Here is a 26,688-nt window from a genome sequence, read left to right on the forward strand (position 1 = left end):
GGTGGCCGGTCGCGGGCGTGCGGCGTCGCCGCTGAAGAAGCCGCGCCCCACCGCGCGCGGCTGGACGTTCGGCGCGGTCGGCGTCGTCACGCTGGCGGCCTCCGCCTTCTTCGGCCGGACGGACGTGCTGTTCGTCGGCGTGTTCTTCACGGTGATCGTGCTCGCCGCGATGATCTCCGTCACGGTCGACCGGCCGCGGCTGACCGTCGCCCGCAGCTTCCACCCGGACGTGGTCGCCGTGGGGGAGAAGGCGACCATCGTCACCACGGCCCGCAACCTGTCCTCCCGACCCAGTCCGGCCGCGCGCTGGCGGGAGTTCGCACCGGACGCGATCCAGGTGCAGCCGTCCGCGCCCTTCCCGCGGCTCGGCCCGCACCAGCTGAATGTCTCGCACGGCAGGGACACGGTGGTCCTGCGCCAGGACATCGTCGCCGCCCGCCGCGGCTCGCACGCCGTCGGACCGCTGATCGTCAGCCGGACCGACACCTTCGGCATCGCCTACGCGGAGTACGCCATCGGCCAGCCTCGGCAGCTGCTGGTGACCCCGCGTGTGGTGCCGCTGCGGCGCGGCGAGCTGGATGTCGCGCACAGCGAGGGCACGGAGCACGAGCTGCAGCGGCACAGCATCCCGAGCGCGGACGAGCTGATCGCCAGGGAGTACCGGCCGGGCGACCCGCTGCGGCGCGTGCACTGGCGCGCGACCGCCCGGCACGACAAGCTGATGGTCCGCCAGGAGGAGCAGCGCAGCAACCCGGAGGCGTGGCTGCTGATGGACACCCGCGCGGGCGAGGCGACGGAGGACGCCTTCGAGACGCTCGTCGAGTTCATCGCCTCCATCGGCGTGCACCTGCTCGACAACGGCTTCGTGGTGAGCGTGGTCGAGACGGGGGAGCGGCAGCTCGGCGGCCGCAGCGGCGCCGGGCGCTCCGGCACTCTCGGCTCGTCGACCCCGACGTACGACGTCGGCAGCGCCGACCGCCTGCTGCTCGCGGACCTGGCCGCAGTGGATGCGGTGGCCGCGGCTCGCGACGACGCGGTGGCCGAGCTCGCGGCCGGCCTGCGCCGGGCGGGGCGGCCGGTCCCGGTGTTCGCGGTGCTGCTCTGCACGACGCCCGAGCTCGGCGCGCTGGCTGCTCTGCGCGGGATGGGCGACCCGGCGGTCGCCTTCCTCGGCCCGTCGGTCGATCCGGACGTCGAGGAGGTGCTCGCGGATGCCGGCTGGCTCTGCGTCTCCTTCGAGACCGGCGCCGACCCGGCGGAGGCGTGGCAGCGCGCTGCGCTGCGGCAGAGGGCGGCGGTGACCCATGGTTAGCGAGACGCTCGCCGTCGGGGTGCCTGCGGTCGCCCGGCGCCGGTTCGGCTACTGGCGCCTGACCGGTGCGCTCGTGGTGCAGGTGCTCGCCGTGAGTTTCGCCCTGCTGGGCCTCATCCAGGGCCCCGGTTGGTGGTTCGCCCTCATGCTGCCGTCGGCGTTCCTGCTCGTCGCCGGCGCCGCGCTGCGGACCATCGGCGTCGCGCGCGGCCTCGTGCCCGTCCTGCAACTGGTGCTGTCGGCACTGATCATGACCGCTGCGTTCGGCGGGGGGACGGGCCTGCTCGGGCTCATCCCGACTCCGGCGACGGTGCAGCGCTGGGGAGCGTACGGGCAGCAGGCGATGCTCTCGATCTACCAGCAGGGCACACCGGCCGAGGCGCTGCCCGAGTTCTTTTTCCTCGTCGTCGGCGGCGCGTGCCTGCTCGCGGTGATCCTCGACACGACGGCGATCGCGCTTCGCACGCCGGCGTTCACCGCGATCGGCGTGATCGCCGTTCTCGTCGTCCCCGGTGCCCTGCTCGGCGACGGCCTCGACCCGATCTCGCTCGCGGCGTCCGCCGCCGCCTTCCTCTGGGTGCTGCGCTGCGACGTCCGCACCCGCCGGCCGGGCACGCCGCGACCGGGCGCCGCCCTGTCCGTCGGCGCGTCGGCGATCGTCGTCGCGGTGCTGCTCGCGGGCACCGCGCCCGGGTTCGACCGCGGCGGCGCGGCGTCGTTCACCGCGGGCGGCATCTCCATCGGCGGCACCGTCACCCCGCTGATCGACCTCGGCAAGGACCTGCGCCGCCCGGCGGCGGTACGGGCGCTCAGCTACACGACCTCGGCCGCCGCCGGACAGTACCTCAAGCTCGCATCGCTCGACCAGTTCACCGGCTCCGTCTGGAAGCACAGGGAGCGGGACACGAAGCGGCTCTCCGACGGCGCGACGATCGGACCGGTCGCGGGACTCTCCGACCAGGTCAAGACGGTGAAGATCCAGACCACCGTGCAGATCGACGACATGACGAGCCGGTGGCTCCCCGCTCCCTACCCCGTCCAGTCGGTCAAGGGACTGAACGGCACCTGGTCCTGGGACCCGGACGATCTGACGATCGGCGGCATCAACGCGACGACGCAGGGGCAGAAGTACACCGCGTCCAGCCTGCTGCTGCAGCCCACGGCCGACCAGCTGAAGGCGGCCGGCGGGATCGTCCCCGCCGATGTGGAGCGCGACCTGTTCCTGCCGCCGAACACGCCGGCGATCATCGGGAAGACCGCGGTGGAGGCCACCGCGGGTGCGATCTCCGAGTACGACAAGGCGGTCGCGCTTCAGGACTACTTCCGCGACAACGGCTTCGTCTACTCGACGCAGACGCCGCTCAAGCAGGGATACGACGGGGACGGCGCACGCGTCATCGCGACGTTCCTCGACGTCAAGAGCGGATACTGCGTGCACTTCGCCTCCGCGATGGCCCTGATGGCGCGGAGTCTCGGCATCCCGTCCCGGGTGGCGGAGGGCTACCTGCCCGGCGCGAGCAGCGGCGGCACCGCCAACAACCCCGGTGAGTACACCGTGACCAGCGACGACCTGCACGCCTGGCCGGAGCTCTACTTCGCGGGCGTCGGCTGGGTGCCGTTCGAGCCGACCGTCGGCCGGGGCACCGTTCCCGCGTACACGCGCCCGGAGACCACGACGACTGTCCCGGTGCCGGGCGCGACGAGCGGAGCGACGTCCGCGCCCAAGCGCGTGGTGCCGACCGACCCTGCCAACGTCGCCGGCGCCTCCTCGACCGCACCGCCGTCGCCGTTGCAGCCGGTGCTCTCCGGGCTGGGAGTCGCGGTGCTCGTGCTCGCGGTGCTGCTGACGCCTGCCGTCCTCCGCCGGGTGCGCCGCCGGAACCGGCTGCGGCGTCTCGGCGAGTCCTGGGGCGGCGCGTCCGTCGTCTGGGACGAGCTGCGCGACACCGCCCGCGACCTGGGCTGGTCGGCGCCGGACACCGAGACGCCCCGCGCCTTCGCCGGACGCATCGCCGCCGCGGTCGCCGGGACGGAGGGGGAGGAGGCGGTGCTGCGCCTGCTCGCCGTCCGCGAGCGCGACGCGTTCGGTCCGCCGACCCGAGCCGTCGCCGTCGGTCTGGCCGACGATCTGGTCCGCGTGATCGATGCGCTCCAGGCTCGAGCGGGGCGGGCGATCCGGCTGAAGGCGGCGCTGATTCCTGTGTCCTTGCTGCCAGCCGCCTGGCCGTCGGCCGCGAACGCCGGGAGACCCGCGTAAAATAGCCGACCGTGACCACGTTCAGAAACACCCCGTACACCGTCGGCGTGTACGACCTCATGCGCCGTCCCGGCGAGATGAAGGAGCAGCGGCTCAGCATCCCCGTGACCGAGAAACTGGGGGAGGGACTGCTCGCCGTGTCGGAGGGCGCGACCATCGACGTCGACCTGCGGATGGAGTCGATGCACGAGGGCATCCTGGTCACCGCGGAGGCGGAGACGACCGCGACCGGGGTCTGCGGACGGTGCCTGATCGACATCGAGCAGCCTGTCCAAGTCGATTTCCAGGAACTTTTCGCGTATCCTGCTGAGGAAGCTTTCGATTATGAGGTTCACGACGACCACGTGGATCTTGAACCTCTGATCAGGGATGCGGTGGTGCTGGCACTGCCGTTCCAGCCGGTGTGCCGGCCGGACTGCCCGGGTCTCGACCCCGAGACCGGGGAGAGGCTGGCGGATCTACCGGAGCGTGAACCCGAGCAGACCGTCGATCCTCGCTGGTCTGCGCTTGCGGGTTTCCAGGCTTCCGACACCGAATCCACAAGCACAATGTCCACCCCTACTGGCCCGGCGACCGGGTCCGGAGAAGAGAGATAGTCATGGCCGTTCCGAAGCGGAAGCAGTCTCGCGCCAACACGCACGCCCGTCGTTCGCAGTGGAAGGCCGAGGTCCCCACGCTCGTCAAGACCATCGAGAACGGCAAGGTCACCTACAGCCTGCCGCACCGTGCCAAGGTCGTCGAGGACTCCGCGGGCACCGCCCTCTTCATGGAGTACAAGGGCCGCAAGGTCGCCGACGTCTGATCGACCCGAAGGGTCGGTGACACTGTATGGTCGGCGAGAACACTGACCGCAGCGCACTTCTGGAGAAGCTCGGAGTCGACATCGACTCCGAGCTTCTCGAGCTTGCGCTGACACACCGCTCGTTCGCGTACGAGAACGGCGGCATCCCCAACAACGAGCGTCTCGAGTTCCTCGGCGACTCCATTCTGGGGCAGGCGGTCACCGTGAAGCTGTTCCGCGAGAACCCGGACCTCGACGAGGGCGAGCTCGCGAAGCGGCGTGCCAGCCTCGTCAGCTCGGTCGCCCTCGCCGAGGTCGCGCGCAGCATCGGGCTGGGGGAGTACCTCCGGCTGGGGCGCGGGGAGAACCAGAGCGGCGGCCGGGAGAAGGCGTCCATCCTCGCGGACACGGTCGAGGCGATCATCGGCGCCGCGTATCTGGATGCCGGCGGTGATGAGGCGACGGCCCTGGTGCTGCGCCTCATCGACCCGCTGATGGCCGACCCGGAGCGCTTCGGCGCTGCGATGGACCCGAAGACCAGCCTGCAGGAGGCCGCCGCGCACCGCGGCGCGGGCCTGCCGGTCTACACGGTGACCAATACCGGTCCCGACCACTCCAAGACCTTCCACGCCACTGTCGAGGTGGGTGGCCTCGTGACCGCGACCGGTGAGGGCACGAGCAAGAAGCAGGCCGAGATGGCCGCCGCGCTCACCGCCTGGACGGAGCTGACGAACCGCCGTGCCCGAGCTTCCCGAGGTTGAGGTCGTCCGCGCGGGCCTCGCGGCCGCCGTCAGCGGTGCGACCATCCTCGGTGTCGAGGTGTTCGAGCCCCGCTCGCTGAAGCGCCACGATCCCGTGGCCGGCGCGTTCGAGACGTTGCTGACCGGCCGCGTCATGCAGACCCCGGCCCGGCGCGGGAAGTTCCTCTGGATCCCGCTGGAGGGCACGCCGCGTCGCGCGATCGTCGCCCACCTCGGGATGAGCGGGCAGATCCTGCTGCGCGAGCCCGGGGTCCAGGAGGCCGGGCTGCTGCGCATCCGGTTGCACATCGAGACGGCTCCGACGCTCGACGGCGACCACCGCGAGCTGTGGGTGCACTTCGTCGACCAGCGGATCTTCGGATCGATGGCCGTGGATGCGCTCGTGCCGACCCCCGACGGCGCGCCCGCTGGTCTCGGCACCGACGAGCCGCTGATCCCGACGCAGGTCGCGCACATCGCCAGGGATCCGCTCGACCCGGCGTTCGGCGACGCGGCCTTCGCCGCGGCGCTCGCCAAGCGCGGCAGCGGCATCAAGCGCGTGCTGCTCGACCAGACGGTCGTCAGCGGCATCGGCAACATCTACGCCGACGAGTCGCTGTGGGCGGCGCGCATCCACTACGAGCAGCCGGCGAACTCGCTGAGCCGCGCGAAGGTCCGCACGCTGCTCGCCGAGGTGCGGCACGTGCTCGAGAAGGCGCTGGCCGAGGGTGGCACGAGCTTCGACGCCCAGTACGTGAACGTGAACGGCAACTCCGGCTACTTCGCGCACAGCCTGAACGCCTACGGCCGGCAGGGCGAGCCGTGCCCGCGCTGCGGCACGCCGATCGTGCGCGAGAAGTTCATGAACCGTTCCTCGCACTTCTGCCCGCACTGCCAGCGGCTGCGGCTCCCACGCGCCTGAGGCCGACCTCGCTCGCGGGATTCGTCACGAACTCCGGCCGCTCGTCGCGAACGAGCCCGATTGGTGAACGAACCCAGGTCGCTCAGTCCAGCGTCTTCTGCCAGTGGCCGGTGAGCGCGTGCAGACGGAAACCGAAGGCGCGGTTGATGGCGAGCATCGGGACGTTCTCGTCGGCGTTCCAGGTCAGCAGTCGGGTGATGTGCGGGGCGTGCACCGCGAGCTCGCGGATGTTGTGCAGCTTCACCAGCGTCCCGAGCCGGTTGCCGCGGTGCGGTGCGGCGACGAGCGTGTCGTACTGCTCGGCCTTGGCGCCGTCCGCGGGCACCGCGATCTCGGTGTAGGCGGCCAGCTCTCCGCTCGCCAGATGCTGCGCGGCCGTGACCAGCAGCGGTTCCCCGCGCGCGGCGAGTTCGGACTCCTGTGCGCGCACGCGGTCACCCGTCCATTCCTCGCGGTCGACGGCGATGCCGTCCTGCGGGATGTCGGTGGCCATCCGGGCCTTCAGCGCCGCGAAGGCGCCAAGGAGTTCGTCCGGCGCGTGCCCGAACCAGGAGACCGGGCGGTAGCCGACCGCGGTGTCCGCGGTGCTGGCGAGTCCGGCCTCGCGCTCGCGGGGGAGCGGCAGGAGCAGCTCGCTCGAGCGCTCCACCTGGCCGAGCTGGTAGCCGTGCCTGCGGGCGAAGCGCACGTCACCGGCATCGGCGGGGAGTCCCGCGGAGCCCGCGACCGCGCGGACCACCGGTCCGCCCGCCTCGAGCGTGTGCGCGGGATGCTCGGTGTAGGCGCTGACGACCCGGCGGCCGCCCTCGGCGGCAAGCTCCTCGCCCGCGGCAAGCAGCGCGCTGCCGATGCCGCGCCCGCGGACGGCGGGGGCGACATCCACGAGCAGGCTGACCGTCTCGGCGTCCTCGTCCAGCGGGAACGATGCCTGCACCCGGCCGACGATCGCGTCGTCCTCGATGGCGACCAGGACGATCTTCTCCTGGTAGTCCTGCGCACGCAGCGAGGCGAGCGCCTCCTCGGCCGTCTCGACGAAGTCGTCGGAGTCCCAGAGGGCCACACTGATCCCGTTGAGGACGCCCACCAGCTCCTCGAACGCGGCCGATTCCGGCGTGCCGAGTGCGGTCGGCGGCGTGAGGCGGGCGATGCGCACCGGTGACCTCCTGGAGCTGGAACAAACCAACATAACCTGCCCGCGGCCGGCTGTGAAGGGCGCCGCAGCGTTTGGTTTCGATCGTGTAAATCTGCGTTCAAAAACGCGTTGCAAATGCTTGCGTTGCATGTAGTCTCAGCACACATATTCGTGGTGCGACGAGGCGACCACGCCGCGTTCGACACGGATTTCACGTCGAGAGGCAGAAGATGCTACGGAAGAAAGTCACCATCGGTGCGGCTGTTGCAGCGTCAGTCGCACTGTTCCTCGCGGGATGTGCCAACCAGCCGTCCAACGGGGGATCCACCAACGGGAGCTCCAAGGTCGACATCCCCGCCATCACGTCGGTGGACACGCCGAAGGATGCCGTTCTCCCCGCGGGCGATGGAAAGGCCACCTGTCCTGCGGGGCTCACCATCGGTTACGTCGGTGCGGAGACGGGCGCCAACGCCCAGCTCGGCATCAACATCTACAACGGCATCCAGCTGGCGATCAACCAGCACAACGAGGCCAACAAGGGCTGCCAGGTGAACTTCAAGAAGTTCGACACCGAGGGCGACCCGAACAAGGCCACGGGACCTGTGACCCAGGCGGTCAACGAGAAGGACATCGTCGGCGTCGTCGGCCTCCCGTTCTCGGGTGAGTCGAAGGCCACCGGCAACATCTTCGAACAGCAGGGACTGGTCCACATCACCCCGTCGGCCACCAACCCGGCGCTGACGCAGAACGGCTGGAAGACCTTCTTCCGCGGCCTCGGCAATGACGCCGTGCAGGGCCCGGCGGCGGCGAAGTTCCTGACCGGCAAGCTCCAGGCCAAGAAGGTGTACCTGGTGCAGGACGACTCCGACTACGGCATCGGCCTCGGCACCCAGACCTCCAAGGCGCTCGGCGACGCGCTCGTCGGCACCGACAAGGTGACCACCGGCCAGAAGGACTTCTCCGCGGTGATCTCCAAGATCATCAACGCGAAGCCCGACGCGGTCTACTACGCCGGTTACTACGCCGAGGGCGCCCCGTTCGACCAGCAGCTGGTCAACAAGGGCTACAAGGGCACGTTCGTCGGCCCGGACGGCGTGAAGGACGACCAGTTCATCAAGCTGGCCGGTGACGCGTCCAGCAACGCGTACTTCACCTGCCCCTGCATCCCGGGCGAGCTGATCCCCGACTTCGAGTCCGCGTACAAGAAGCTCGCCAACGCCGAGCCCGGTACGTACTCGATCGAGGGCTACGACGCCACGACCGTCCTGCTCGCCGGCATCGACAAGGGCAAGACGACCCGCGCCGACCTGGTCGACTGGGTGAAGAACTACAACGCCGACGGCCTGAGCAAGCACTACAAGTGGGACTCCACCGGTGAGCTCCAGGCGCCGACCGTCTACGGCTACAAGGTCGAGGGCGGCAAGATCGTCCCGATCGGCACCATCGGATAACGCGTCACCGTGAGGATGCCGCGGGCCACCGTGGCCCGCGGCATCCTTGCGTTCCACGCACCTCATCCGCACATGACCGGATCACCGTCGATCCGGCACTGACCACTGGATGCACGAATGCTCGAATTGCTCGCCCTCCATCCCGTCCTCGACAACTCCTGGATCAACTTCGATGTCGGCGCCCTCGTCCAGAACTTCTGGAGCGCCACCTTCGACGGACTCACCTTCGGGGCCGTCTACGGCCTGATCGCCGTCGGCTACACGCTCGTCTACGGCGTGCTGAACCTCATCAACTTCGCCCACTCCGAGGTGTTCATCGTCGGCGCCTACGGCGTCGTCGTCACGCTGACTTCGCTCGGCTTCGGTCCGAGCGCGCCGACCCTCGGCCCGGCCGCCCTGATCGGCGACCTGATACTCGCCCTCCTGGTCGGCATGCTGGCGTCCGGGGCCACCGCGTGGATCCTGGAACGCGTCGCCTACCGTCCGCTGCGGAAACGGAATGCGCCGCGCCTGGTGTTCCTGATCACTGCGATCGGTGCCTCGTTCACCATCCAGTACCTGATCTTCCTGATCCCCGGCGTCGGGGCGAACGCGATGCCGGCGGTGACGATGTTCATCCCGCAGCCGATCTTCGACGTGTTCGGGACGATCGTCACGAGCCAGCAGCTGATCATCGTCATCGCCTCGATCGTCCTGATGGTCGCGACGGACTGGTTCATCCGGCGCACCCGGACCGGCCGCGGCATCCGTGCCGTCGCTCAGGACCCGGACACGGCCACCCTGATGGGCGTGAACAAGGAGAAGATCATCCAGATCACCTTCATCACCGGCGGTATCCTCGCCGGTGCTGCGGCGCTCTTCTACGTGATGCTGGTCCCGTCCGGCGTCATCTACAACGGCGGCTTCATCCTCGGCGTCAAGGCGTTCGCGGCGGCCGTCCTCGGCGGCATCGGCAACGTGCGGGGCGCACTCCTCGGCGGCCTGCTGCTGGGCGTGATCGGCAACTACGGTCAGATCCTGCTCGGTGACTCGCAATGGACCGACGTCGTCGCCTTCGTCGTCCTTGTCCTGGTGCTCCTGGTCAAGCCGAGCGGCATCCTCGGTACCTCGCTCGGAAGGAGCCGCGCATGAGCATGACAGAAGGTCCCCGGGTCCTCCCCGACGGGCGCGAAGAACAGGCGGTCGACGCGCTGGAGGCCGGTCGCGGAAAGCGCGGCAACGGCCCGTTCCAGCAGCTGCGCGACCGGTGGAACGGCCTGCCCCGCCCGATCCAGTGGTTGTGGCTGCTCATCGTGGTGGCCATCGCGTACGCGCTGCCGTATCTGGACTTCTTCCCGCTGAGCACTGCGCCGGGCAACGACTGGGCGCTGGCCTGCTTCTCGATGGCCGTGTACGCGCTCATCGCGATCGGCCTGAACGTCGTGGTCGGCTACGCCGGTCTGCTCGACCTCGGCTACGTGGCGTTCTTCGCCGTCGGGTCGTACACGGCGGCCATGCTGACCAGCCCCGACTCGCCGTTCCTCAAGATCCCGTACCTGTGGACGATCCCGGTCGCCATCGCGGTGGCGATGACGTTCGGCATCATCCTCGGCGTGCCGACGCTGCGCCTGCGCGGCGACTACCTGGCCATCGTGACGCTCGGCTTCGGTGAGATCGTCCGCATCCTCGCCACGATCATCCCGGCGATGAAGGGCCAGGTCGGCTTCCAGAACGTCGGCCACCCGCCGGGAGAGAACGCCGACGGCGTACCGATCTTCTCCAACTCGAACGGTGTGCCCTGGTACTGGCTGACGCTGACCGTGATCATCGTCATCCTGCTGCTGGTCGGCAACCTGGAGCGCAGCCGTGTCGGCCGCGCCTGGGTCGCCATCCGCGAGGACGAGGACGCGGCCGAGATCATGGGCGTCCCCACCTTCAAGTACAAGGTGTGGGCGTTCGCGATCGGCGCCGGCGTCGGCGGCCTCTCCGGCGCGCTGTTCGCCGGCCAGGTCGGCTTCGTCAACAACCAGAAGTTCGACGTGCAGACCTCCATCCTGTTCCTCGCAGCCGTCGTCCTCGGCGGTGCAGGCAACAAGGTCGGCGCGATGCTCGGTGGTGCGATCGTGGCTTACATCCCGCTCCGATTCACCGTGATCGCCGACTACAAGTACCTGATCTTCGGTATCGCGCTCGTGCTGATCATGATCTTCCGCTCCCAGGGCCTGTTCCCGGCGCGGCAGAAGCTGCTCGCATACGGGAGGAACGCCTATCGCTGGGTAGCGGACGCGGCGACGAGAGGACGGCCCGGCAGCCCGACGGCGGCGACTCCGGTCGTCGACGCCGGCGCCCTCGACGGTGACGGCGCGAAGGGAGGCGCACGATGACGGACGCACGCAACACGGTTCCGGAGGAGGAACCGGCCCTCGGCGCGAACGAGGGCGAGCTGGAGGCGGCGGGCATCGACCTGGACGTCGCAGAGGCCGCGGCCCCGGACCGCGAGATCGCGGTCGAGGTCGGGGAGAACATCGTGGAGGTGCGCAACCTCACCGTGAAGTTCGGCGGTCTGACCGCACTCGACGATGTGACGTTCGACATCCGCCGCGGCGAGATCCTCGGCCTGATCGGTCCGAACGGGGCAGGCAAGACCACCTGCTTCAACGCGATGACCGGCGTCTACAAGCCGACCAGCGGCGACGTGCTGCTGGAGGGACAGACGATCAAGGGACGCAAGCAGCATCAGATCACCCGGATGGGACTGTCCCGGACGTTCCAGAACATCCGCCTGTTCGGCGAGATGACCGCTCTGGAGAACGTGGTGGTCGGCTTGGATGCGCGGCACAGGACGTCGGTTCCCGGCGCCCTGCTGCGGCTTCCGCGGCACCAGCGCGAGGAGAAGTCCTCGATCGAGCGCGGCATGGCCCTGCTCGAGTTCGTCGGCATCGCCGACCACGCCGGCTCGCTGTCGCGATCGCTGCCCTACGGTTACCAGCGCCGCCTGGAGATCGCGCGGGCGCTCGCGACCGACCCCAAGGTGCTCTGCCTGGACGAGCCGGCCGCCGGCTTCAACCCGGCGGAGAAGGAGGAGTTGATGGAGCTCATCCGCACCATCCGTGCGGACGGGTACACGGTCCTCCTGATCGAACACGACATGAAGCTGGTGATGGGGGTGACGGATCGCATCGTGGTGCTGGAGTTCGGGCGCAAGCTCGCCGACGACGTGCCGGAGGCCATCCGGAACGACCCGCGTGTGATCGCCGCCTACCTCGGGGAGCCCGAAGATGACGTTGCTTGAGCTGAAGAACATCAGCGTGTCCTACGGCCGCATCGAGGCCATCCACGACATGTCGTTCTCCGTGGAGGAGGGGGAGATCGTCAGCCTGATCGGTGCGAACGGCGCCGGCAAGTCCACGACGATGAAGACCATCTCCGGCATCCTGAACCCGTCGAAGGGGAGCATCCACTTCGACGGTCAGGACATCACGAAGATGAAGGCGCACATCCGGGTGATCCGCGGCATCTCCCAGGCGCCCGAGGGCCGCGGGATCTTCCCGGGCATGACGGTGATGGAGAACCTCGACATGGGCGCGTTCGGGCGCAAGGACCGCTCGAAGATGGGCGAGGACTTCGATCGCGTGTTCTCGCTCTTCCCGCGACTCGCCGAGCGCAAGACGCAGATCGGCGGCACGATGTCCGGCGGCGAGCAGCAGATGCTCGCCATCGGCCGTGCGCTGATGTCGAACCCGCGCCTGCTGCTCCTCGACGAGCCGTCGATGGGACTCGCGCCGCAGTTCATCCGTCAGATCTTCACGATCGTGGCGGAGATCAACAAGCAGGGGACGACCATCCTGCTGGTGGAGCAGAACGCCAACCAGGCGCTGGCCCGCGCACATCGGGCGTTCGTGCTGGAGACCGGCAACATCACCCGCGCAGGCACGGGCAAGGAGCTGCTGGCGGACCCCGCCATCAAGGAGGCCTACCTCGGCGTCGCCTGACGCCGTGACCTCTCCTCCACCCCGCCTTCGCCCCGCCTTCGCCGAGGGGCACGTCGTCGTCGCTTTTTCGCGTTCGAAAGCCACGACGACGTGCCCCTTGACTGCGTGGTGGAGAGGTGACCGTACGGTAAATTCGCGAACGTGTATTTGAAGAGTCTGACGCTCAAGGGCTTCAAGTCGTTCGCGCAGCCGACGACGTTCGCCTTCGAGCCGGGCGTCACCTGCGTCGTCGGTCCGAACGGGTCCGGCAAGTCGAACGTGGTCGACGCTCTCGCCTGGGTGATGGGCGAGCAGGGCGCCAAGACTCTCCGCGGCGGCAAGATGGAGGACGTCATCTTCGCCGGCACCTCCACCCGGGGCCCGCTCGGTCGCGCCGAGGTGCAGCTGACCATCGACAACGCCGACGGCGCCCTGCCGATCGAGTACTCCGAGGTCACCATCTCGCGCACGCTGTTCCGCAACGGCGGCAGCGAGTACGCCATCAACGGGCAGTCCTGCCGGCTGCTTGATGTGCAGGAGCTGCTGAGCGACTCGGGCCTCGGCCGCGAGATGCACGTCATCGTCGGCCAGGGGCAGCTGGATGCGGTGCTGCACGCGAGCCCCGAGGACCGCCGCGGCTTCATCGAGGAGGCGGCAGGCATCCTCAAACACCGCCGCCGCAAGGAGAAGACGCTCCGCAAGCTCGAGGCGATGCAGACCAACCTGACCCGGCTGAGCGACCTGGCCGGCGAGGTGCGCCGGCAGCTGAAGCCGCTGGGGCACCAGGCCGAGATCGCCAGGGAGGCGCAGTCGATCGCCGCGATCGTGCGGGATGCGCGCGCACGACTGCTCGCGGACGAGGTCGTCGCGCTGCGGCGGAGCCTCGACGATCACACCCGCACCGAGGCGGAGCGCCACACCGAGCAGATCGTGCTGCAGGAGCAGCTGGAGCAGAAGCAGTTGCGCCGCACCCGGCTGGAGCAGGCGCAGATCGGCGATGCGGTCGACGCGGCCCGCAGCACGGCGTTCGCCCTGGAGCAGGCGCAGGACCGGCTCCGCGGCCTCTACACGCTCGCCACCCAGCGGCTCGCGCTGCTCGGCAGCCAGGCCGAGACGCCGGACGACGGTCCGCGGGTGAGCCCGCAGATGGTGCGCGATGCGGCGGACGAGGTGGAGCGGTTGCGCGGCTCCGTCGCGGAGGCCGAGGCGGCATGGCAGGCGGCCCAGGCGGCGACGCGCGCGGCGCGGGACCGCCTGGACTCCGTCGATACGGAGATCGCCGCCCAGAGCGCGCTCGTCTCCAAGCACGACCTGGAGATCAGCAAGCTGACCGGCCAGGCCGACGCCGCCTCCCAGCGGCTCGCAGCCGTCCGCGGCGAGGTGCTGCGCCAGCAGAACGCGCTCGACGCCGCGGTGGAGCGGCGCGAGAAGGCCCGCGCCGACTTCGCCTCGCGGGAGGCGGAGGCCGCCACCGCGGATGCGGGCGAGGGCAACCTCGACGAGGCCTACGAGCTCGCGCAGGCGGACGTGTTCGAGGCGGAGGGCGAGATCGAACGGCTCCGCGAGGAGCTGCACACGCTCGAGCGCGAACGCGACGCCCTCGCCGCCCGCACCTCCGCGCTGTCGATGGCGCTCGATCAGAAGGACGGGTCTGCGGCGCTCGTCGCCGCACGGCTCCCCGGCGTGCGCGGTCTCGTGGCCGAGCACGTCCGCGTGCACCCGGGCAGCGAGGCCGCGATCGCCGCGGCCCTCGGCACGCTATCGGACGCGGTGCTCGCCGACGACAGGGACGCCGCATTCGCGGCCGTCGCACACGCCGCGGGCGAGGACCTCGGGCGCGTGGAGGTCGTCGTCGCCGACGCTCCCGCCGCCGACGTCGACCTCACCGGCGTCGCGGGCGTCGTCCCCGCACGCTCCGTCGTGGATGCGCCGTCCGGCGTGCTCGGCCTGCTCGCCTTCACCGCGATCGCCGACGACCTGGATGCGGCGCGCGCCGCGGCCGACGCCTTCCGCGCTCGCGACCTCGGCGGCCCGGTCACCCTCATCACCCGCGCGGGCGAGGTGCTCACCGAATTCGTCCTGCGCGGCGGCTCCGGGGCGAAGCAGAGCCGCATCGAGCTGATCGCCGACAGGGACGCCGCCCAGGACCGGCTCGGCGAGGTCACCTCGCTGATCGATCGAGCACGGTTCGCCCTCGCCGAGCAGCGCGGCGTGCTCCAGGTGGCGAAGGAGCAGTCGCAGGCCGCTCTGGCCTCCCTCCGCGAGTTCGACGCGCGGCTCGCCGCGCAGACCGAGCAGTTGAACCGGGTCAAGGTGCAACTGGAGGCCGCGCAGGCCGAGTTCGACCGGCTCAGCGCCGGGGTCGAGCAGGCGTCCGAACGGGTGGCCGAGGCCGAGGCCGCCGCGGAGTCCGCGAAGGCGGAGCTGGAGGCGGCGCGCTCGCGGCCCCGGCCTATCCTGGACGCCTCCGCGCGTGACGGCCTGTCCGCCGAGCTGGACGCCGCCCGCGAAGCCGAGGTGGAATCCCGTCTGGCCGTCGAGACCGCGCGGGAGCGGGTGCGTGCCGAGCAGGCCCGCGGCGAAGCGCTCGCCCGCCAGCTCGACGCCGAGCGGGCGGCCGCGGAGGAGGCGGCACGGCGCGCGGTGATCCGCCGCCGCCAGCTCGACGCGGCGCAGGGCGTCGTGGATGCGCTGCCCGCCGTGCTGGCATCCGCCGACCGTTCGCTCGCCCAGGCCCGCGTGGAGCTCGCTACGGCCGAGGCGCAGCGCGCGAGCCAGAACGAGGAGCTCCAGGCCGTGCGCCGGGAGGAGTCGGCGATCCGGGAGCGGCTGCACACCATCACTGAGAGCGTGCACGGCCTCGAGCTGCAGATCTACGAGAAGAAGCTGCACCTCTCCAGCCTGCTGGAGCGCGTCGGCAGCGAGCTCGGACTGGTCGAGGACGTGCTCGTGGCCGAGTACGGGCCGGATGTGCCGGTCCCGCCGGACCGTCGCGCGGACGACGCGGAGGACGAGGCGGCCGACCGCGCCGACGACTCCGACGAGCCCGACGAGCCCGTCGGCATCCCGTTCGTCCGCGAACAGCAGCAGAAGCGGCTCGCCTCCGCCGAGCGCAAGCTCGCCCAGCTCGGCCGCGTGAACCCGCTCGCCCTGGAGGAGTTCGCCGCGCTCGAGCAGCGGCACAAGTTCCTGACCGAGCAGCTGACCGATCTCACGAACACCCGCAAGGACCTCCTCACGATCATCGAGGAGATCGACACGAAGATGCAGACCATCTTCGAGTCGGCGTTCGCCGACACCAAGGAGGCCTTCGGGCGGGTGTTCCCGATCCTGTTCCCCGGCGGCACGGGCAGCATCGAGCTGACGAACCCGGACGACCTGCTCACCACGGGCATCGAGGTCTCGGTGAAGCCGGCGGGCAAGAAAATCGAGCGGCTCTCGCTGCTCTCCGGCGGCGAGCGGTCGCTCGCGGCCGTTGCGCTGCTGATCGCGATCTTCAAGGCGCGCCCCAGCCCGTTCTACATCATGGACGAGGTGGAGGCGGCGCTCGACGACGCGAACCTGGGACGGCTGCTGACGATCTTCGAGGATCTTCGCGAGAGCAGTCAGCTCATCGTCATCACGCACCAGAAGCGGACGATGGAGATCGCCGACGCGTTGTACGGGGTGTCCATGCGTCAGGATGGGGTGTCCGCCGTCGTCGGCCAGCGCGTCGCGCAGGAGCAGGCGTCCTAGCGGACCGAGAGGAACACGAGGGGGGATCATGCTGCGACCCGCAGTCGTGCTGTGGTGGGGGATCGGCCTCACGGTGCTGGGCGTCGTGCTCGGCCTCGCGCTGCCGTGGCTGCTGTACAACCAGCAGACTCCTGGGGCCGCGATGGATCAGGGGATGCTGGTCCTGCTCGAGACGGCGGTGCGACTGCTCACCGGCGTCGCACCGCTGGTCGGCGTCGCGATGATCGCCGCCGGCATCGTGATGGCCTACCTGAAGCGCCTGATCGAACGCGCCCCCGAGCACACCTTCCGCCTCCGCGGCGACGGCAGCACCCCTCCCGACGCCCCCTGAGCCCGCGAGCTCGGAGAAACCCGCACGAGTCCACGCGAGTAAGGAGGGGATCTTCGTACCCGGCGGCCGGACGGGCCCGATCAGGGGCGCAGGGCGTCGAGGGACTCGTCGAGGCGGTCGAGCGCGGTCTGGGCGGCGCGCTCGGCGCGGGCGGCAGGCCCGGGGAGCTCGCGCTCGCGCAGCAGCCGGGCCAGCAGCATCCCGTCGCGGTGGTCGCCCAGGGCGTCGTGGATGGACTCCGCGTCGGCCGCGAGCCGCACGGCGCGCCTGCCGAGGTCGTCGACGACCGCCTCGGCGGCGTAGCGCAGCCGGCGGGCGGCCTTCCGTGTCGCGTGCAGCGACTCCAGGCTGTCGTCGCGCTCCGCGAGCACGCGCGCCGTCGCCGCCTTCAGGCCGCGCTTCGTCACGCGCCGCGGGTGCTTCCGGCCGCGGCCGCGCAGCGGAGGCTCCGCCGCGTAGAGCTGGAGGTCCGCCATCAGCCGGCGGTGCCCCCGGGTGTCGAGGTGGCGGATGAGCCCGGAGAGCGCAGCGTCGTGGGCGGCGCGGTGCTCCGACGCCAACGCCTCAACGGCCTCGATGACCTCGGGGTCGTCGTCCACCTCCAGCAGGTCGTCCAGCGCCGCGGCCCGGACCTCCAGGTCGCGCACCGCCCCGAGCCGGTCGCCCAGCCCCTTCAACCGGTCCCGCATCCGCCGGTTCTGCTCGGCGTCGAACGCGCGCTTGTAGACGCCGAGGATGCTGCGCAGCCTGCGCACCCGCGTGCGGGCCTGGTGCACGGCATCCTCGCCGCCCGTCTCGACCGCGACCAGCTGCTCGGCGAGCTGCGCCGACACCGCCACCAGGGAGAACATGGTGACACGCTAGCAACTAGGGTGAATGTCATGGCAGATCGCACCCCCTGGTCTCTGTCGGGCGCCCTGCGCGGGCTGTTCGCCAAGAAGACCATCGACGACACCACCTGGGACGACCTCGAGACGGCGCTCATCACCGCCGACTTCGGTCCGGACGTGACCGAGGCCATCGTCGACGACCTGCGCGCGAAGGTCGACCGCTACCACACCACCGACCCGGCCGACCTGCAGCGGATGCTGCGCGAAACGCTGGAGGAGCGGCTCTCGAAGCTGGACACCACCCTCAAGCTCAGCGAGCGTCCCGCGATCGTGCTCGTGGTCGGCGTGAACGGTGTCGGCAAGACGACCACCATCGGCAAGTTCGCGCGCTTCCTGCGCACCTACGACCGCTCGGTCGTCGTCGGCGCGGCCGACACCTTCCGCGCCGCGGCGGTGGAGCAGCTCGCCACCTGGGCAGAGCGCGCGGGGGCGGACATCGTCCGGCCGCAGCAGCAGGGCCAGGACCCGGCGTCCGTCGCGTTCCAGACGGTCGAGAAGGCCAAGCAGAACGGCACCGAGATCGTCATCATCGACACCGCCGGGCGGCTTCAGACCAAAGGCGGCCTGATGGACGAGCTGTCCAAGATCAAACGGGTCGTGGAGAAGCAGGCGCCCATCTCCGAGGTGCTGCTGGTGCTCGACGCCACCACCGGCCAGAACGGCCTCGCGCAGGCGGAGGCGTTCCTCGAGCACGCCGGGGTCACCGGGCTCGTCCTCACCAAGCTTGACGGCTCGGCCAAGGGCGGCTTCGTCCTCGCCGTGCAGGAGCGCACCGGCATCCCGATCAAGCTCGTCGGGCAGGGAGAGGGCATCAACGACCTCACCGGCTTCACGCCGCACGTCTTCGCCCAGCAGCTGGTCGGCTAGGGGACAGCATGGCGATCGAGCACGACTTCTTCGGCGTCATCGACGAGACGGCCTCCGGCGGCCTCGCCTGGGCCGACGCCGTTGAGCTGGCGGACCAGGTCGTCGAGGTGGAGCTGCTCGCCGACGACGAGACGGCCGTCCCCGAGTTCGCGGTGGATGCCGCCGCCGCGCTCATCCAGGCGCTCGAGGGCTTCGACGCCCGGGCCAGGGATGCGCTGATCGCCGAGCTCAGCTCCCGCCAGTCGGCGACGACGAGCTACATCGACGAGCACGTCGACCGGCTCGGTGAGACGCTGCTCGACCTGCTCGTCCACAACTCCGGCGACATCGCCGTGGATGTGCTCCGCTCGCTGCAGCTGCTGCGCGTCACGGTGCAGCCGGACCACGCCGACGAGGACGAGGTGTTCGCCACCTTCGACTACTCGATCAGCCCGGACGAGACCGACGCGATCCTCACCGTCTCCTTCGACGTGCGCGGCGACGTCGTCGCGGTGGAGACGCAGGGCTGACGCACGGCGGGCGGTCGGCTCCGCCCGATAGACTTGTCCGATCATGGCTACTTTCGGTTCTCTCTCCGACCGTCTCGCGGATACCTTCAAGAACCTCCGCACCAAGGGCAAGCTCTCGCCGTCCGACGTCGACGGCACCGTGCGCGAGATCCGGCGCGCGCTGCTCGACGCCGACGTCGCGCTCGAGGTCGTCAAGGAGTTCACGGGCAGGGTGCGCGAGCGCGCCCTGTCCGACGAGGTCAACAAGGCCCTGAACCCGGCGCAGCAGGTCGTGCAGATCGTCAACGAGGAGCTCATCGGCATCCTCGGCGGTCAGCAGCGCCGCCTGGAGTTCGCCAAGCGTCCGCCGACGGTCATCATGCTCGCCGGCCTCCAGGGCGCAGGCAAGACCACGCTCGCCGGCAAGCTCGGCAAGTGGCTGGTCAAGGATGGTCACACGCCGATCCTCGTCGCCGCCGACCTCCAGCGACCCAACGCGGTCACCCAGCTGCAGATCGTCGGCGAGCAGGCGGGCGTCCCCGTGTTCGCCCCGGAGCCCGGCAACGGCGTCGGCAACCCGGTGAAGGTGGCCAAGGACGCGCTGAAGTTCGCCGAGACCAAGCAGTACGACACCGTCGTCATCGACACCGCCGGCCGGCTCGGAGTCGACGCCGAGCTGATGAAGCAGGCCGCCGACATCCGCAAGGCGACCGACCCGGACGAGGTGCTCTTCGTCATCGACGCGATGATCGGTCAGGACGCCGTCGCGACCGCGAAGGCGTTCCAGGACGGCGTCGACTTCACCGGTGTCGTGCTCTCCAAGCTCGACGGCGACGCCCGCGGCGGCGCCGCCCTCTCGGTGGCCTCGGTCACCGGACGCCCGATCATCTTCGCCTCCACCGGCGAGGGGCTGGACGACTTCGAGCCGTTCCACCCCGACCGCATGGCCTCGCGCATCCTCGACCTCGGTGACATCCTCACCCTCATCGAGCAGGCCCAGGAGGCCTTCGACGAGGAGGAGGCGCGCAAGGTCGCGGAGAAGTTCGCGACGGACACCTTCACGCTCGACGACTTCCTCAAGCAGATGCAGCAGCTGCGGAACATGGGCTCCATCAAGAAGATGATGGGCATGCTCCCCGGTGCCGGTCAGATGAAGCAGCAGCTGGACAACTTCGACGAGGCCGAGATCGTGCGCACCGAGGCGATCATCCAGTCGATGACGAAGGCCGAGCGCACGAACTCGAAGCTGCTGAACGGTTCGCGGCGCCTGCGCATCGCGAAGGGTTCCGGCACGACGGTGACCGAGGTCAACCAGCTGGTCAACCGGTTCGAGCAGGCCGCCAAGATGATGAAGACCGTCGCCAAGGGCGGCGTCCCCAACGTCCCCGGCATGGGTCCGATCCCCGGCGCATCGTACGCGGGCAAGGGCAAGCAGCAGGCGAAGAAGAAGAAGGGCTCGCGTTCGGGCAACCCGGCCAAGCGTGCCGCGGAGAACGCGGCTCTCGCCGCCGGCGTCAAGCCGGCCGGGTCCGGCGCGGCGGGCGGCAGCGGCTTCGGCCTCGGCGGTGCGCCGAAGGGTCAGCAGGGTGGTCCCTCCGAGGAGGAGATGGCCGCGCTGCAGAAGTTCCTGAACCGCTAGGCGGCGCGGTTCCGGCCGTCCGCGGACGAGGCGATCAGGACGTCTTGCCCGCAGGGGCCAGCCGGTCCTCGATCACCTTCGCGACCGTCCGGTCGCCCGCCGCGTTCGGGTGGATGCCATCCGCCTGAAGCAGCTCGGGGTGGCCGACCAGCGGGAAGCCGATGTCGAGGAAGGTTCCGCCCACGTCGGTGACCGCCTTCTCGGCGATCGCGTCGACCGTGTCGATGGTCGCGGGAGGCTGGTCCGATCCCCACACCGCGGTGATGCCGATGATCTGTGCCTTGGGGAACGCGTCGCGCAGTTCGCCGAGCAGTTCGGTCGCCGACGCGGTGACGGCGGCGGGCGCCTCGTTCCTGTCGTTGCGGGTCGCGGCGATCAGGATGTACTCGGGCTTCAGCGTGAGCGCCGTGTCCACCTGCTGGCGGTAGGTGGTGCCGTTCCAGCCCGGCTTGACGAACCCGGAACCGGAGACGGCGAGGTCGGTGAGCTGCCAGCCGTGCTGGCGTGCGATGAGTGCGGGCCACGCCTCGTCGGGGCGGACGCCCTTGCCGAACGCGATGGAATCGCCGATCGCGACGACCTGCGGCCGGGCGCTGTCGGCGGGGGCGGCGGGCGCCGCGGCGGCGGTCCCCTGAGCGGCGACCGGGCGGGCGGGAGCGGCGGCGGAACAGCCGGCGAGCGCAAGCGCGACGAGACCGAGCGCGGCGAGCGCGATGGCGGGTTTCCGGGTGGGCACGGAGTGAGGGTAGACCGCCGAGACTGAGGGAATGCTGTGCGCCGCGCCGAACGCGGAAATGCGTCCGTTCAGACGCGGGTGTCGAGGCGCTCCAGCACGGCCGCCGCGATGGCCTGCTGGCCGGCCGGGGTCGGGTGCTCGCCGTCGTCCTGGACCAGTCCCGCCTGGCCGCGGTAGGGCTGGCCGAGGTCGAGCCAGTGGCCGCCGACCGCGGCGACGGCGGTGCGCAGCGCGTGGTCCAGCGGGGCGAGGTCGTCGTCGCTCGCTTCGCCGGTGAGGGCGTTGAATCCGAGGATGTGCGCCTTCGGGAGCGCGTCGCGCAGGCGCTCGACCGCCTTCGCCATGGCCGAGGCGACGGCGGAGGGGTCCTGCCCGAGGTCGTTGTCGGACGCTCCGATCAGGACCACGTCCGCCTTGATCGCGATCGCGCGGTCGACCTGGGCGTCGAAGGACTGCCCGTCCGGCCCGGGGGCGAGGAAGCCGGCGCCGGGAACGCTGTAGTTCTGCACGCCCCAGCGTCGATCGATCGCGACGAGCGCCGGCCAGGCCTCGTCGGGGTCCAGCCCCATCCCCGACTCGATGGAGTCGCCGATGACCGCGACGGTCGGGTGGTCGTCGCCGCTGATGGCGGGGCCGACGGCGAAGGGGGTCGATGCGGAGGAGGTGCAGCCGCCGAGCGCCAGGGCTCCGAGCAGGAGCGCCGTGAGCGCCGTTGCGGCCGTCGCGAGCGGACGGTGGGAGTGCATGGCCTCCAGTTTAGGGGCGCACCCTATGCATCGGCTCGGTGCCGCTAACGGCCGAGGCCGTCCCGCAACTCGTGGGCGAGGGAGCTGACCACCGCCTGGAGGCTGCCGCCGTTCGCCTGCGCGACGGCCAGCTGCCGCTGGTAGCTCGCACCCTTCTCGAGGATCGTCGTCACCGTGCGCAGCTCCTCAGGGCAGCCGAGCCGTTCGGCGATCGGGGCGAGCTCGTCGACCAGTTCGAGCAGCGACTCACGGACGAGTCGCTCGCGCCCGTCCGGCGCGACGATGATCTCCGCGTCGAGCCCGTAGCGGGCGGCGCGCCACTTGTTCTCGCGAACGAACCAGGGCTGGAGTGTGACCGGCTCGACGCCATCGTCCAGGTCCCCGGACATACGGTCGGTCAGGCAGTGGATGAGGGCGGCGACCGCGCCGACCTCGTCGGCGGTGGAGAGGCCGTCGCAGGCACGCATCTCCACCGTCCCCCACTTCGGCGAGGGGCGGATGTCCCAGCGCACCTCGCTGTGATCGGTCACGACGCCGGTGGTGACCAGATCCTGCACGTACTCCTCGTAGTTCGCCCAGCTGCCGAACTGCCAGGGCAGTCCCGCCGTCGGCAGCTGCTGGAACATCAGGGCGCGGTTGGAGGCGTATCCGGTGTGCGCGCCCGCCCAGTACGGGCTCGACGCGCTGAGCGCCTGCAGGTGCGGATAGTAGGTGAGCAGGCCGTTCACGATGGGCAGCGCCTTGTCGCGCTCGTCGATCCCGACGTGCACGTGGATGCCCCAGATCATCATCTGCCTGCCCCACCACTGCGTGCGGTCGAGCAGCCGGTCGTAGCGCTCGTTCGGCGTGATCTTCTGGTCGAACCACTGTGCGAAGGGATGCGTCCCCGCGCACATCAGCTCGATGCCGAGCGGGTCGGTCACCTCCCGGACCAGTCCGATCAGCTCCTGCAGGTCGGTGATCGCGGCCGGCACCGTGTGGTGCACCCTGCTGACGAGCTCGACCGTGTTCAGCAGCAGCTCGTGCGTGATCTGCGGGTGCTCCTCGCCGTCGGCGGTCCCGACCTCGCGCAGCACCTCGTCGGCCACCTGGACGAGGTCGCCGGTGGCCGAGTCGACCAGGGCGAGCTCCCACTCGACGCCGATGGTGGAGCGCTCGGAAGGAGCGAATTCGATCTGCACGAGAGGGTCCGTCCGTCCGATTGTTCAAAGCAGGGCAGTATCTGACAGAATAGCTAGTTGAGTTCCGTCGTACCCGACCCTCTATCCGGTGCGATGGGATGAACATAGACCTCCTGCCGAGTGTGCCCCCACGCCCACGGCAGTCAGTTCGACAAAACTCACTCATCGACACAGGAGAATTGTGGCTGTCAAAATCCGTCTGAAGCGCCTCGGCAAGATCCGCGCTCCGTACTACCGCATCGTCGTGGCCGACTCGCGCACCAAGCGCGACGGTCGCGTGATCGAGGAGATCGGTCTGTACCACCCGACCGAGGAGCCCTCGCGCATCGAGGTCGACTCCGACCGCGCTCAGTACTGGCTCGGCGTCGGCGCCCAGCCGAGCGAGCAGGTGCTCGTGCTGCTCAAGCTCACCGGCGACTGGGGCAAGTTCAAGGGCGACAAGGACGCCGTCTCGACCGTCAAGGTCGCGGAGGGCAAGGAGGCGTTCGTCGCCGACACCAAGAAGAAGCCGGTGCTGAAGCCCAAGGCCGAGAAGCCGGCCGAGGTCGCCGCCGAGGCGGAGGCCGTCGTCGAGGCCGAGGTCGAGGCGGAGGAGGCCGCTGAGGCCGAGGTCGTCGCCGAGGCCGAGGAGGCGACCGCCGAGGCCGCTGACGGCGAGAAGGCGTAACACCTTGCTCGCACCCGCGCTCACCCACGTGGTCAAAGGCATCGTCGACCACCCGGACGACGTGCATGTCGTTGCCAAGGGCTCCCCGCGTGGCGAGGTCCTCGAGGTTCGCGTGAACCCCGAGGACCTCGGCCGGGTCATCGGCCGTTCCGGTCGTACGGCCAAGGCCCTGCGCACGCTCGTCGCCGCCCTGGCCGACGGCCGTCGCGTCCGCGTCGACGTCGTCGACGACTGAGGTGGCCGACCACAAGCTGCCCCGCAAGGATGTCGCCCCGCGGCCGGACCAGACCGAGCTGCGCGTCGGTCGGCTCACCAAGGCCCACGGCCTCAAGGGCGCCATCAAGATCGAGCTCTACACCGACGAGCCGGAGAAGCGGTTCGTTCCCGGCGCCGTCTTCACCCTCCAGGTTCCGACCGCGTCCAAGTGGCACGGAAAGTCGCTGGAGCTGAAGGAACTGCGCTGGTACAACGGCCATCCCGTCGGCTTCTTCGCCGGCGTCGACGACCGGACAGAGGCGGAGACGCTGGTCAAGGCCATCCTCTGGGTGAGCCAGGACGCCCGTCAGCTTCCCGACGAGGACGACGCCTGGTACGACCATCAACTGGTGGGGCTGGCCGCCATGCGCGATGGCGTGAAGGTCGGCACGGTCGCCCGCGTCGACCACCTGCCCGCCCAGGACCTGCTCGCCATCCAGACCGGTCATGACGAGGTCCTGGTGCCGTTCGTGAAGGCGATCGTGCCCGAGGTGGATGTCGTGGCAGGCACCCTCACACTGACGCCGCCGACCGGCCTCTTCGAGGACCTGCCGGACGACGAGCCGGAGGCTGCTCCCGCCGAGCCAGAGGCTCCCGCCGAGCCAGAGGCTCCCGCCGAGCCAGAGGCTCCCGCCGAGCCGGAGGCTCGCTCCGAGTCCTCCGAGCCGGACCCGTCCTAGCGGACGATCGACAGCCCGCGTGCCCGCAGCACGCGGGCGTCGGCGTCCAGGGCCGCGAGCAGGTGCTCGTGCGTGCCTACGACGTGCCGGTGGATGCGCTCCGCCGCGCGGTCGGCGTCCCGCGCCGCGATGAGGTCCAGGATCTCCCGGTGCTCCGTCCACGCCTCCTCGCTGCGGGCCACGAGCCAGCGCGATCGCTCCAGGCGGGTCATCGCCGAGGCGACCGCGTCGGCGAAGAAGTGGTTGCCGGACAGGCCGGCGAGGGCCACGTGGAAGTCGGTGCCGGCGCGCACGTTCTCCTCCGCCCCGCGGTCCGGGTCCACCGCATCCAGCCGCGCGGAGAGCGCGTCGATGTCGTCGTCCGTCGCGCGCGCGCAGCTCAGCCGCGCCGCCGCGGTCTCCACCGCGTCCCGTAGCTCGCTGAGCCGGGCGATCTCTCCCAGGTCGATGGGGGAGACCTGCCAGGCCCGGCCGTCGCGCGCGACGAGCCCGTCCGCCTGCAGGCGCATGAGCGCCGCGCGCAGGGGGGTGCGGGAGGCGCCGAGCTCCGTCTCCAGTCCGCGCTCTGTGAGGCGTGAGCCCGGCACGCGTTCCAGGTCGAGGATCTGGCTGCGCAGCCGTTCGTAGGCGGTGTTCGGCTCGGACACGGGGCTCCTTTGGTATACCGAGGCGGTATACCGCTAGGGTATACCGCATGAGCACTCCCACCGTAGCGCAGCCGAGAACATCCACCCGGACGCCCCGGCCGTGGCTCATGCTCGCCTTCGGGGTGCTCGGCCAGGCGAGCTCGACCGTCTTCGTCTCCACGCCGGCGTTCCTGATCCCGCTGCTGCACAGCGAGCGCGGACTGAGCCTGGCCCAGGCGGGCCTGCTGGCGTCGACGCCGACGTTCGGCCTGGTGCTCACACTCATCGCGTGGGGGTGGCTGAGCGACCGGATCGGCGAGCGCTGGGTCATCGCCTCCGGTCTCGCCGTGACGGCCCTGGCCGCCTTCGGCGCGATGTTCGTCTCCTCGTACCTCGCGCTCGGCGTCCTGTTCCTCCTGGGCGGGATGGCGGCGGCGAGCCCCAACGCGGCCAGCGGCCGGGTGGTGATCGGCTGGTTCCCCAAGGAGCGCCGCGGCCTCGCGATGGGGATCCGGCAGATGTGCCAGCCGCTGGGTGTCGCGGTCGCCGCGGTCAGCATCCCCGTGTTGGCGGCGAGCGGCGGCGTCGCGGCCGCCCTGCTCGTGCCGGCGGTGCTGTGCGCGGTCTCGGCCGCGCTGTGCGCGATCGGCATCGTGGACCCGCCGCGTCCGCCGCGCCGGACCGCGGCCGGTGAGGCCGCGCACCCGCAGACGACCTGGCGCCCGTACCGGCAGACCTCGCTGCTCTGGCGCATCCACGGCGTCTCGATGCTGCTGGTGATCCCGCAGTTCACCGTGTCGACCTTCGGCCTGGTCTGGCTGGTGACCGAGCTGCGGATGCCCGCACTGGTCGCCGGCGTCGTCATCGGCGTGAGCCAGTTCGCCGGCGCGATCGGCCGGATCGGTATCGGCGTGCTGAGCGACCGGGTCGGCAGTCATCTGCGACCGCTGCGCTGGGTGTCGCTCGCCGCCGTCGCCGTCATGCTGCTGATGGCCGCAGCGTCCGCGCTCGGCTCCGTCCCCGCGGCGATCATCCTGATCGTCGCCGCCGTCGTCACGGTCGCCGACAACGGACTCGCGTACACCTCCGTGGCCGAGATCGCCGGGCCGTTCTGGTCGGGCAGGGCCCTCGGTGCGCAGAACACCGGGCAGTTCCTGGCGGCGTCCGTCGTCGGGCCCGCGGTCGGCGCCCTCATCGGCTGGGTCGGCTACCCGGTCGCCTTCGCGGTGATCGCCCTCTGCCCCGCGGTGGCGACCCCGCTCGTCCCGCGGGATCGGGAGCTCGCGGTCGTCCCCGAATAGA

Annotated in this window: 26 protein-coding genes; 20 read left to right on the top strand and 6 right to left on the bottom strand. The window is 70.4% G+C overall.

All coding sequences use genetic code 11. From position 1 onward, the window contains the following. Position 1: 1 nt before the first annotated feature. The 6 genes from AAME72_RS15620 (at position 2) to mutM (ending at position 6,012) form a co-directional block, all read left to right on the top strand. Positions 2 to 1,312, top strand: a complete 1,311-nt coding sequence (locus AAME72_RS15620) for a DUF58 domain-containing protein (RefSeq protein WP_348787469.1) — start codon at positions 2 to 4, stop codon at positions 1,310 to 1,312. Further along, positions 1,305 to 3,569, top strand: a complete 2,265-nt coding sequence (locus AAME72_RS15625; protein WP_348787470.1) for a DUF3488 and transglutaminase-like domain-containing protein — start codon at positions 1,305 to 1,307, stop codon at positions 3,567 to 3,569. The genes AAME72_RS15620 and AAME72_RS15625 overlap by 8 nt, the downstream gene beginning before the upstream one ends. A 77-nt stretch (positions 3,570 to 3,646) precedes the next feature. Next, the gene (locus tag AAME72_RS15630; protein WP_348790151.1) at positions 3,647 to 4,165 is read left to right on the top strand and encodes a DUF177 domain-containing protein; all 519 of its coding nucleotides are present in this window, start codon (positions 3,647 to 3,649) and stop codon (positions 4,163 to 4,165) included. A gap of 2 nt (positions 4,166 to 4,167) precedes the next feature. Continuing rightward, positions 4,168 to 4,371, top strand: coding sequence for a 50S ribosomal protein L32 (rpmF, locus tag AAME72_RS15635; protein ID WP_348787471.1), 204 nt, complete (start codon positions 4,168 to 4,170; stop codon positions 4,369 to 4,371). 26 nt (positions 4,372 to 4,397) lie between these two features. After that, on the top strand, positions 4,398 to 5,111 hold the full coding sequence (gene rnc, locus AAME72_RS15640) for a ribonuclease III (protein WP_348787472.1): 714 nt from the start codon (positions 4,398 to 4,400) through the stop codon (positions 5,109 to 5,111). After that, positions 5,089 to 6,012, top strand: coding sequence for a bifunctional DNA-formamidopyrimidine glycosylase/DNA-(apurinic or apyrimidinic site) lyase (gene mutM, locus AAME72_RS15645; protein WP_348787473.1), 924 nt, complete (start codon positions 5,089 to 5,091; stop codon positions 6,010 to 6,012). Before rnc ends, mutM begins: the two co-directional genes overlap by 23 nt. Before the next feature lie 82 nt (positions 6,013 to 6,094). On the opposite strand, the gene AAME72_RS15650 is transcribed toward mutM, so the two are convergent. Further along, positions 6,095 to 7,165, bottom strand: a complete 1,071-nt coding sequence (locus AAME72_RS15650; protein WP_348787474.1) for a GNAT family N-acetyltransferase — start codon at positions 7,163 to 7,165, stop codon at positions 6,095 to 6,097. 209 nt (positions 7,166 to 7,374) lie between these two features. Between AAME72_RS15650 and AAME72_RS15655 the strand changes: the two genes are divergently transcribed. The 7 genes from AAME72_RS15655 to AAME72_RS15685 all read left to right on the top strand — a co-directional run bounded on the left by AAME72_RS15655 (position 7,375) and on the right by AAME72_RS15685 (position 16,611). Next, complete coding sequence (locus AAME72_RS15655) at positions 7,375 to 8,595, top strand: branched-chain amino acid ABC transporter substrate-binding protein (RefSeq protein WP_348787475.1); 1,221 nt, start codon at positions 7,375 to 7,377, stop codon at positions 8,593 to 8,595. A 117-nt stretch (positions 8,596 to 8,712) separates the two neighbouring features. Beyond that, on the top strand, positions 8,713 to 9,726 hold the full coding sequence (locus AAME72_RS15660) for a branched-chain amino acid ABC transporter permease (protein WP_348787476.1): 1,014 nt from the start codon (positions 8,713 to 8,715) through the stop codon (positions 9,724 to 9,726). Then, positions 9,723 to 10,958, top strand: a complete 1,236-nt coding sequence (locus AAME72_RS15665) for a branched-chain amino acid ABC transporter permease (RefSeq protein ID WP_348787477.1) — start codon at positions 9,723 to 9,725, stop codon at positions 10,956 to 10,958. The genes AAME72_RS15660 and AAME72_RS15665 overlap by 4 nt, the downstream gene beginning before the upstream one ends. After that, positions 10,955 to 11,866 carry an ABC transporter ATP-binding protein gene (locus tag AAME72_RS15670; RefSeq protein WP_348787478.1) on the top strand — a complete coding sequence of 304 codons (912 nt, stop codon included), beginning with the start codon at positions 10,955 to 10,957 and terminating at the stop codon, positions 11,864 to 11,866. Before AAME72_RS15665 ends, AAME72_RS15670 begins: the two co-directional genes overlap by 4 nt. Further along, positions 11,853 to 12,566, top strand: coding sequence for an ABC transporter ATP-binding protein (locus AAME72_RS15675; protein WP_348787479.1), 714 nt, complete (start codon positions 11,853 to 11,855; stop codon positions 12,564 to 12,566). The genes AAME72_RS15670 and AAME72_RS15675 overlap by 14 nt, the downstream gene beginning before the upstream one ends. A gap of 141 nt (positions 12,567 to 12,707) precedes the next feature. Next, the gene (gene smc / locus AAME72_RS15680) at positions 12,708 to 16,280 is read left to right on the top strand and encodes a chromosome segregation protein SMC (RefSeq protein WP_348787480.1); all 3,573 of its coding nucleotides are present in this window, start codon (positions 12,708 to 12,710) and stop codon (positions 16,278 to 16,280) included. Positions 16,281 to 16,308: 28 nt separating this feature from the next. Next, a complete protein-coding gene (locus AAME72_RS15685) occupies positions 16,309 to 16,611 on the top strand; it encodes a hypothetical protein (RefSeq protein ID WP_348787481.1) in 303 nt (100 codons plus the stop codon). 80 nt (positions 16,612 to 16,691) lie between these two features. Here the strand turns inward: AAME72_RS15685 and AAME72_RS15690 are convergent, their stop codons facing one another. Beyond that, positions 16,692 to 17,462: a CHAD domain-containing protein gene (locus tag AAME72_RS15690; RefSeq protein WP_348787482.1), complete on the bottom strand. Its 771-nt coding sequence runs from the start codon at positions 17,460 to 17,462 to the stop codon at positions 16,692 to 16,694. 30 nt (positions 17,463 to 17,492) lie between these two features. Between AAME72_RS15690 and ftsY the strand changes: the two genes are divergently transcribed. From ftsY to ffh, 3 genes are read left to right on the top strand one after another with little or no spacing between them, the layout of a single operon-like run. Next, the gene (gene ftsY / locus AAME72_RS15695) at positions 17,493 to 18,368 is read left to right on the top strand and encodes a signal recognition particle-docking protein FtsY (protein WP_348787483.1); all 876 of its coding nucleotides are present in this window, start codon (positions 17,493 to 17,495) and stop codon (positions 18,366 to 18,368) included. Between the two features lie 8 nt (positions 18,369 to 18,376). After that, complete coding sequence (locus AAME72_RS15700; RefSeq protein WP_348787484.1) at positions 18,377 to 18,877, top strand: DUF2004 domain-containing protein; 501 nt, start codon at positions 18,377 to 18,379, stop codon at positions 18,875 to 18,877. Between the two features lie 43 nt (positions 18,878 to 18,920). Beyond that, a complete protein-coding gene (gene ffh / locus AAME72_RS15705) occupies positions 18,921 to 20,495 on the top strand; it encodes a signal recognition particle protein (RefSeq protein ID WP_348787485.1) in 1,575 nt (524 codons plus the stop codon). Positions 20,496 to 20,529: 34 nt separating this feature from the next. Here ffh and AAME72_RS15710 read toward each other — a convergent pair whose 3' ends face one another. The 3 genes from AAME72_RS15710 to AAME72_RS15720 form a co-directional block, all read right to left on the bottom strand. Next, complete coding sequence (locus AAME72_RS15710) at positions 20,530 to 21,231, bottom strand: SGNH/GDSL hydrolase family protein (RefSeq protein WP_348787486.1); 702 nt, start codon at positions 21,229 to 21,231, stop codon at positions 20,530 to 20,532. Between the two features lie 68 nt (positions 21,232 to 21,299). Then, positions 21,300 to 21,977, bottom strand: coding sequence for an SGNH/GDSL hydrolase family protein (locus AAME72_RS15715; protein ID WP_348787487.1), 678 nt, complete (start codon positions 21,975 to 21,977; stop codon positions 21,300 to 21,302). Between the two features lie 44 nt (positions 21,978 to 22,021). Next, a complete protein-coding gene (locus tag AAME72_RS15720; protein WP_348787488.1) occupies positions 22,022 to 23,158 on the bottom strand; it encodes a glutamate--cysteine ligase in 1,137 nt (378 codons plus the stop codon). A 181-nt stretch (positions 23,159 to 23,339) separates the two neighbouring features. Here AAME72_RS15720 and rpsP point away from each other — a divergent pair, with 181 nt between their 5' ends. The 3 genes from rpsP to rimM are packed head-to-tail and all read left to right on the top strand — an operon-like array spanning position 23,340 to position 24,760. Continuing rightward, positions 23,340 to 23,825: a 30S ribosomal protein S16 gene (gene rpsP, locus AAME72_RS15725; protein WP_348787489.1), complete on the top strand. Its 486-nt coding sequence runs from the start codon at positions 23,340 to 23,342 to the stop codon at positions 23,823 to 23,825. 4 nt (positions 23,826 to 23,829) lie between these two features. Then, positions 23,830 to 24,060 (top strand): RNA-binding protein, encoded by a 231-nt coding sequence (locus AAME72_RS15730; protein ID WP_314147717.1) that lies wholly within the window; start codon positions 23,830 to 23,832, stop codon positions 24,058 to 24,060. A 1-nt stretch (position 24,061) separates the two neighbouring features. Next, positions 24,062 to 24,760: a ribosome maturation factor RimM gene (gene rimM / locus AAME72_RS15735; protein WP_348787490.1), complete on the top strand. Its 699-nt coding sequence runs from the start codon at positions 24,062 to 24,064 to the stop codon at positions 24,758 to 24,760. Here rimM and AAME72_RS15740 read toward each other — a convergent pair. Then, positions 24,757 to 25,407 carry a GntR family transcriptional regulator gene (locus AAME72_RS15740; RefSeq protein WP_348787491.1) on the bottom strand — a complete coding sequence of 217 codons (651 nt, stop codon included), beginning with the start codon at positions 25,405 to 25,407 and terminating at the stop codon, positions 24,757 to 24,759. The two genes, rimM and AAME72_RS15740, sit on opposite strands and share 4 nt — an antisense overlap. A gap of 47 nt (positions 25,408 to 25,454) precedes the next feature. Between AAME72_RS15740 and AAME72_RS15745 the strand changes: the two genes are divergently transcribed. Next, on the top strand, positions 25,455 to 26,687 hold the full coding sequence (locus AAME72_RS15745; protein ID WP_348787492.1) for an MFS transporter: 1,233 nt from the start codon (positions 25,455 to 25,457) through the stop codon (positions 26,685 to 26,687). Position 26,688: the final 1 nt, after the last annotated feature.

Origin of the sequence: Leifsonia sp. NPDC080035, from assembly GCF_040050925.1 — a bacterium.
Classification (GTDB): domain Bacteria; phylum Actinomycetota; class Actinomycetes; order Actinomycetales; family Microbacteriaceae; genus Leifsonia.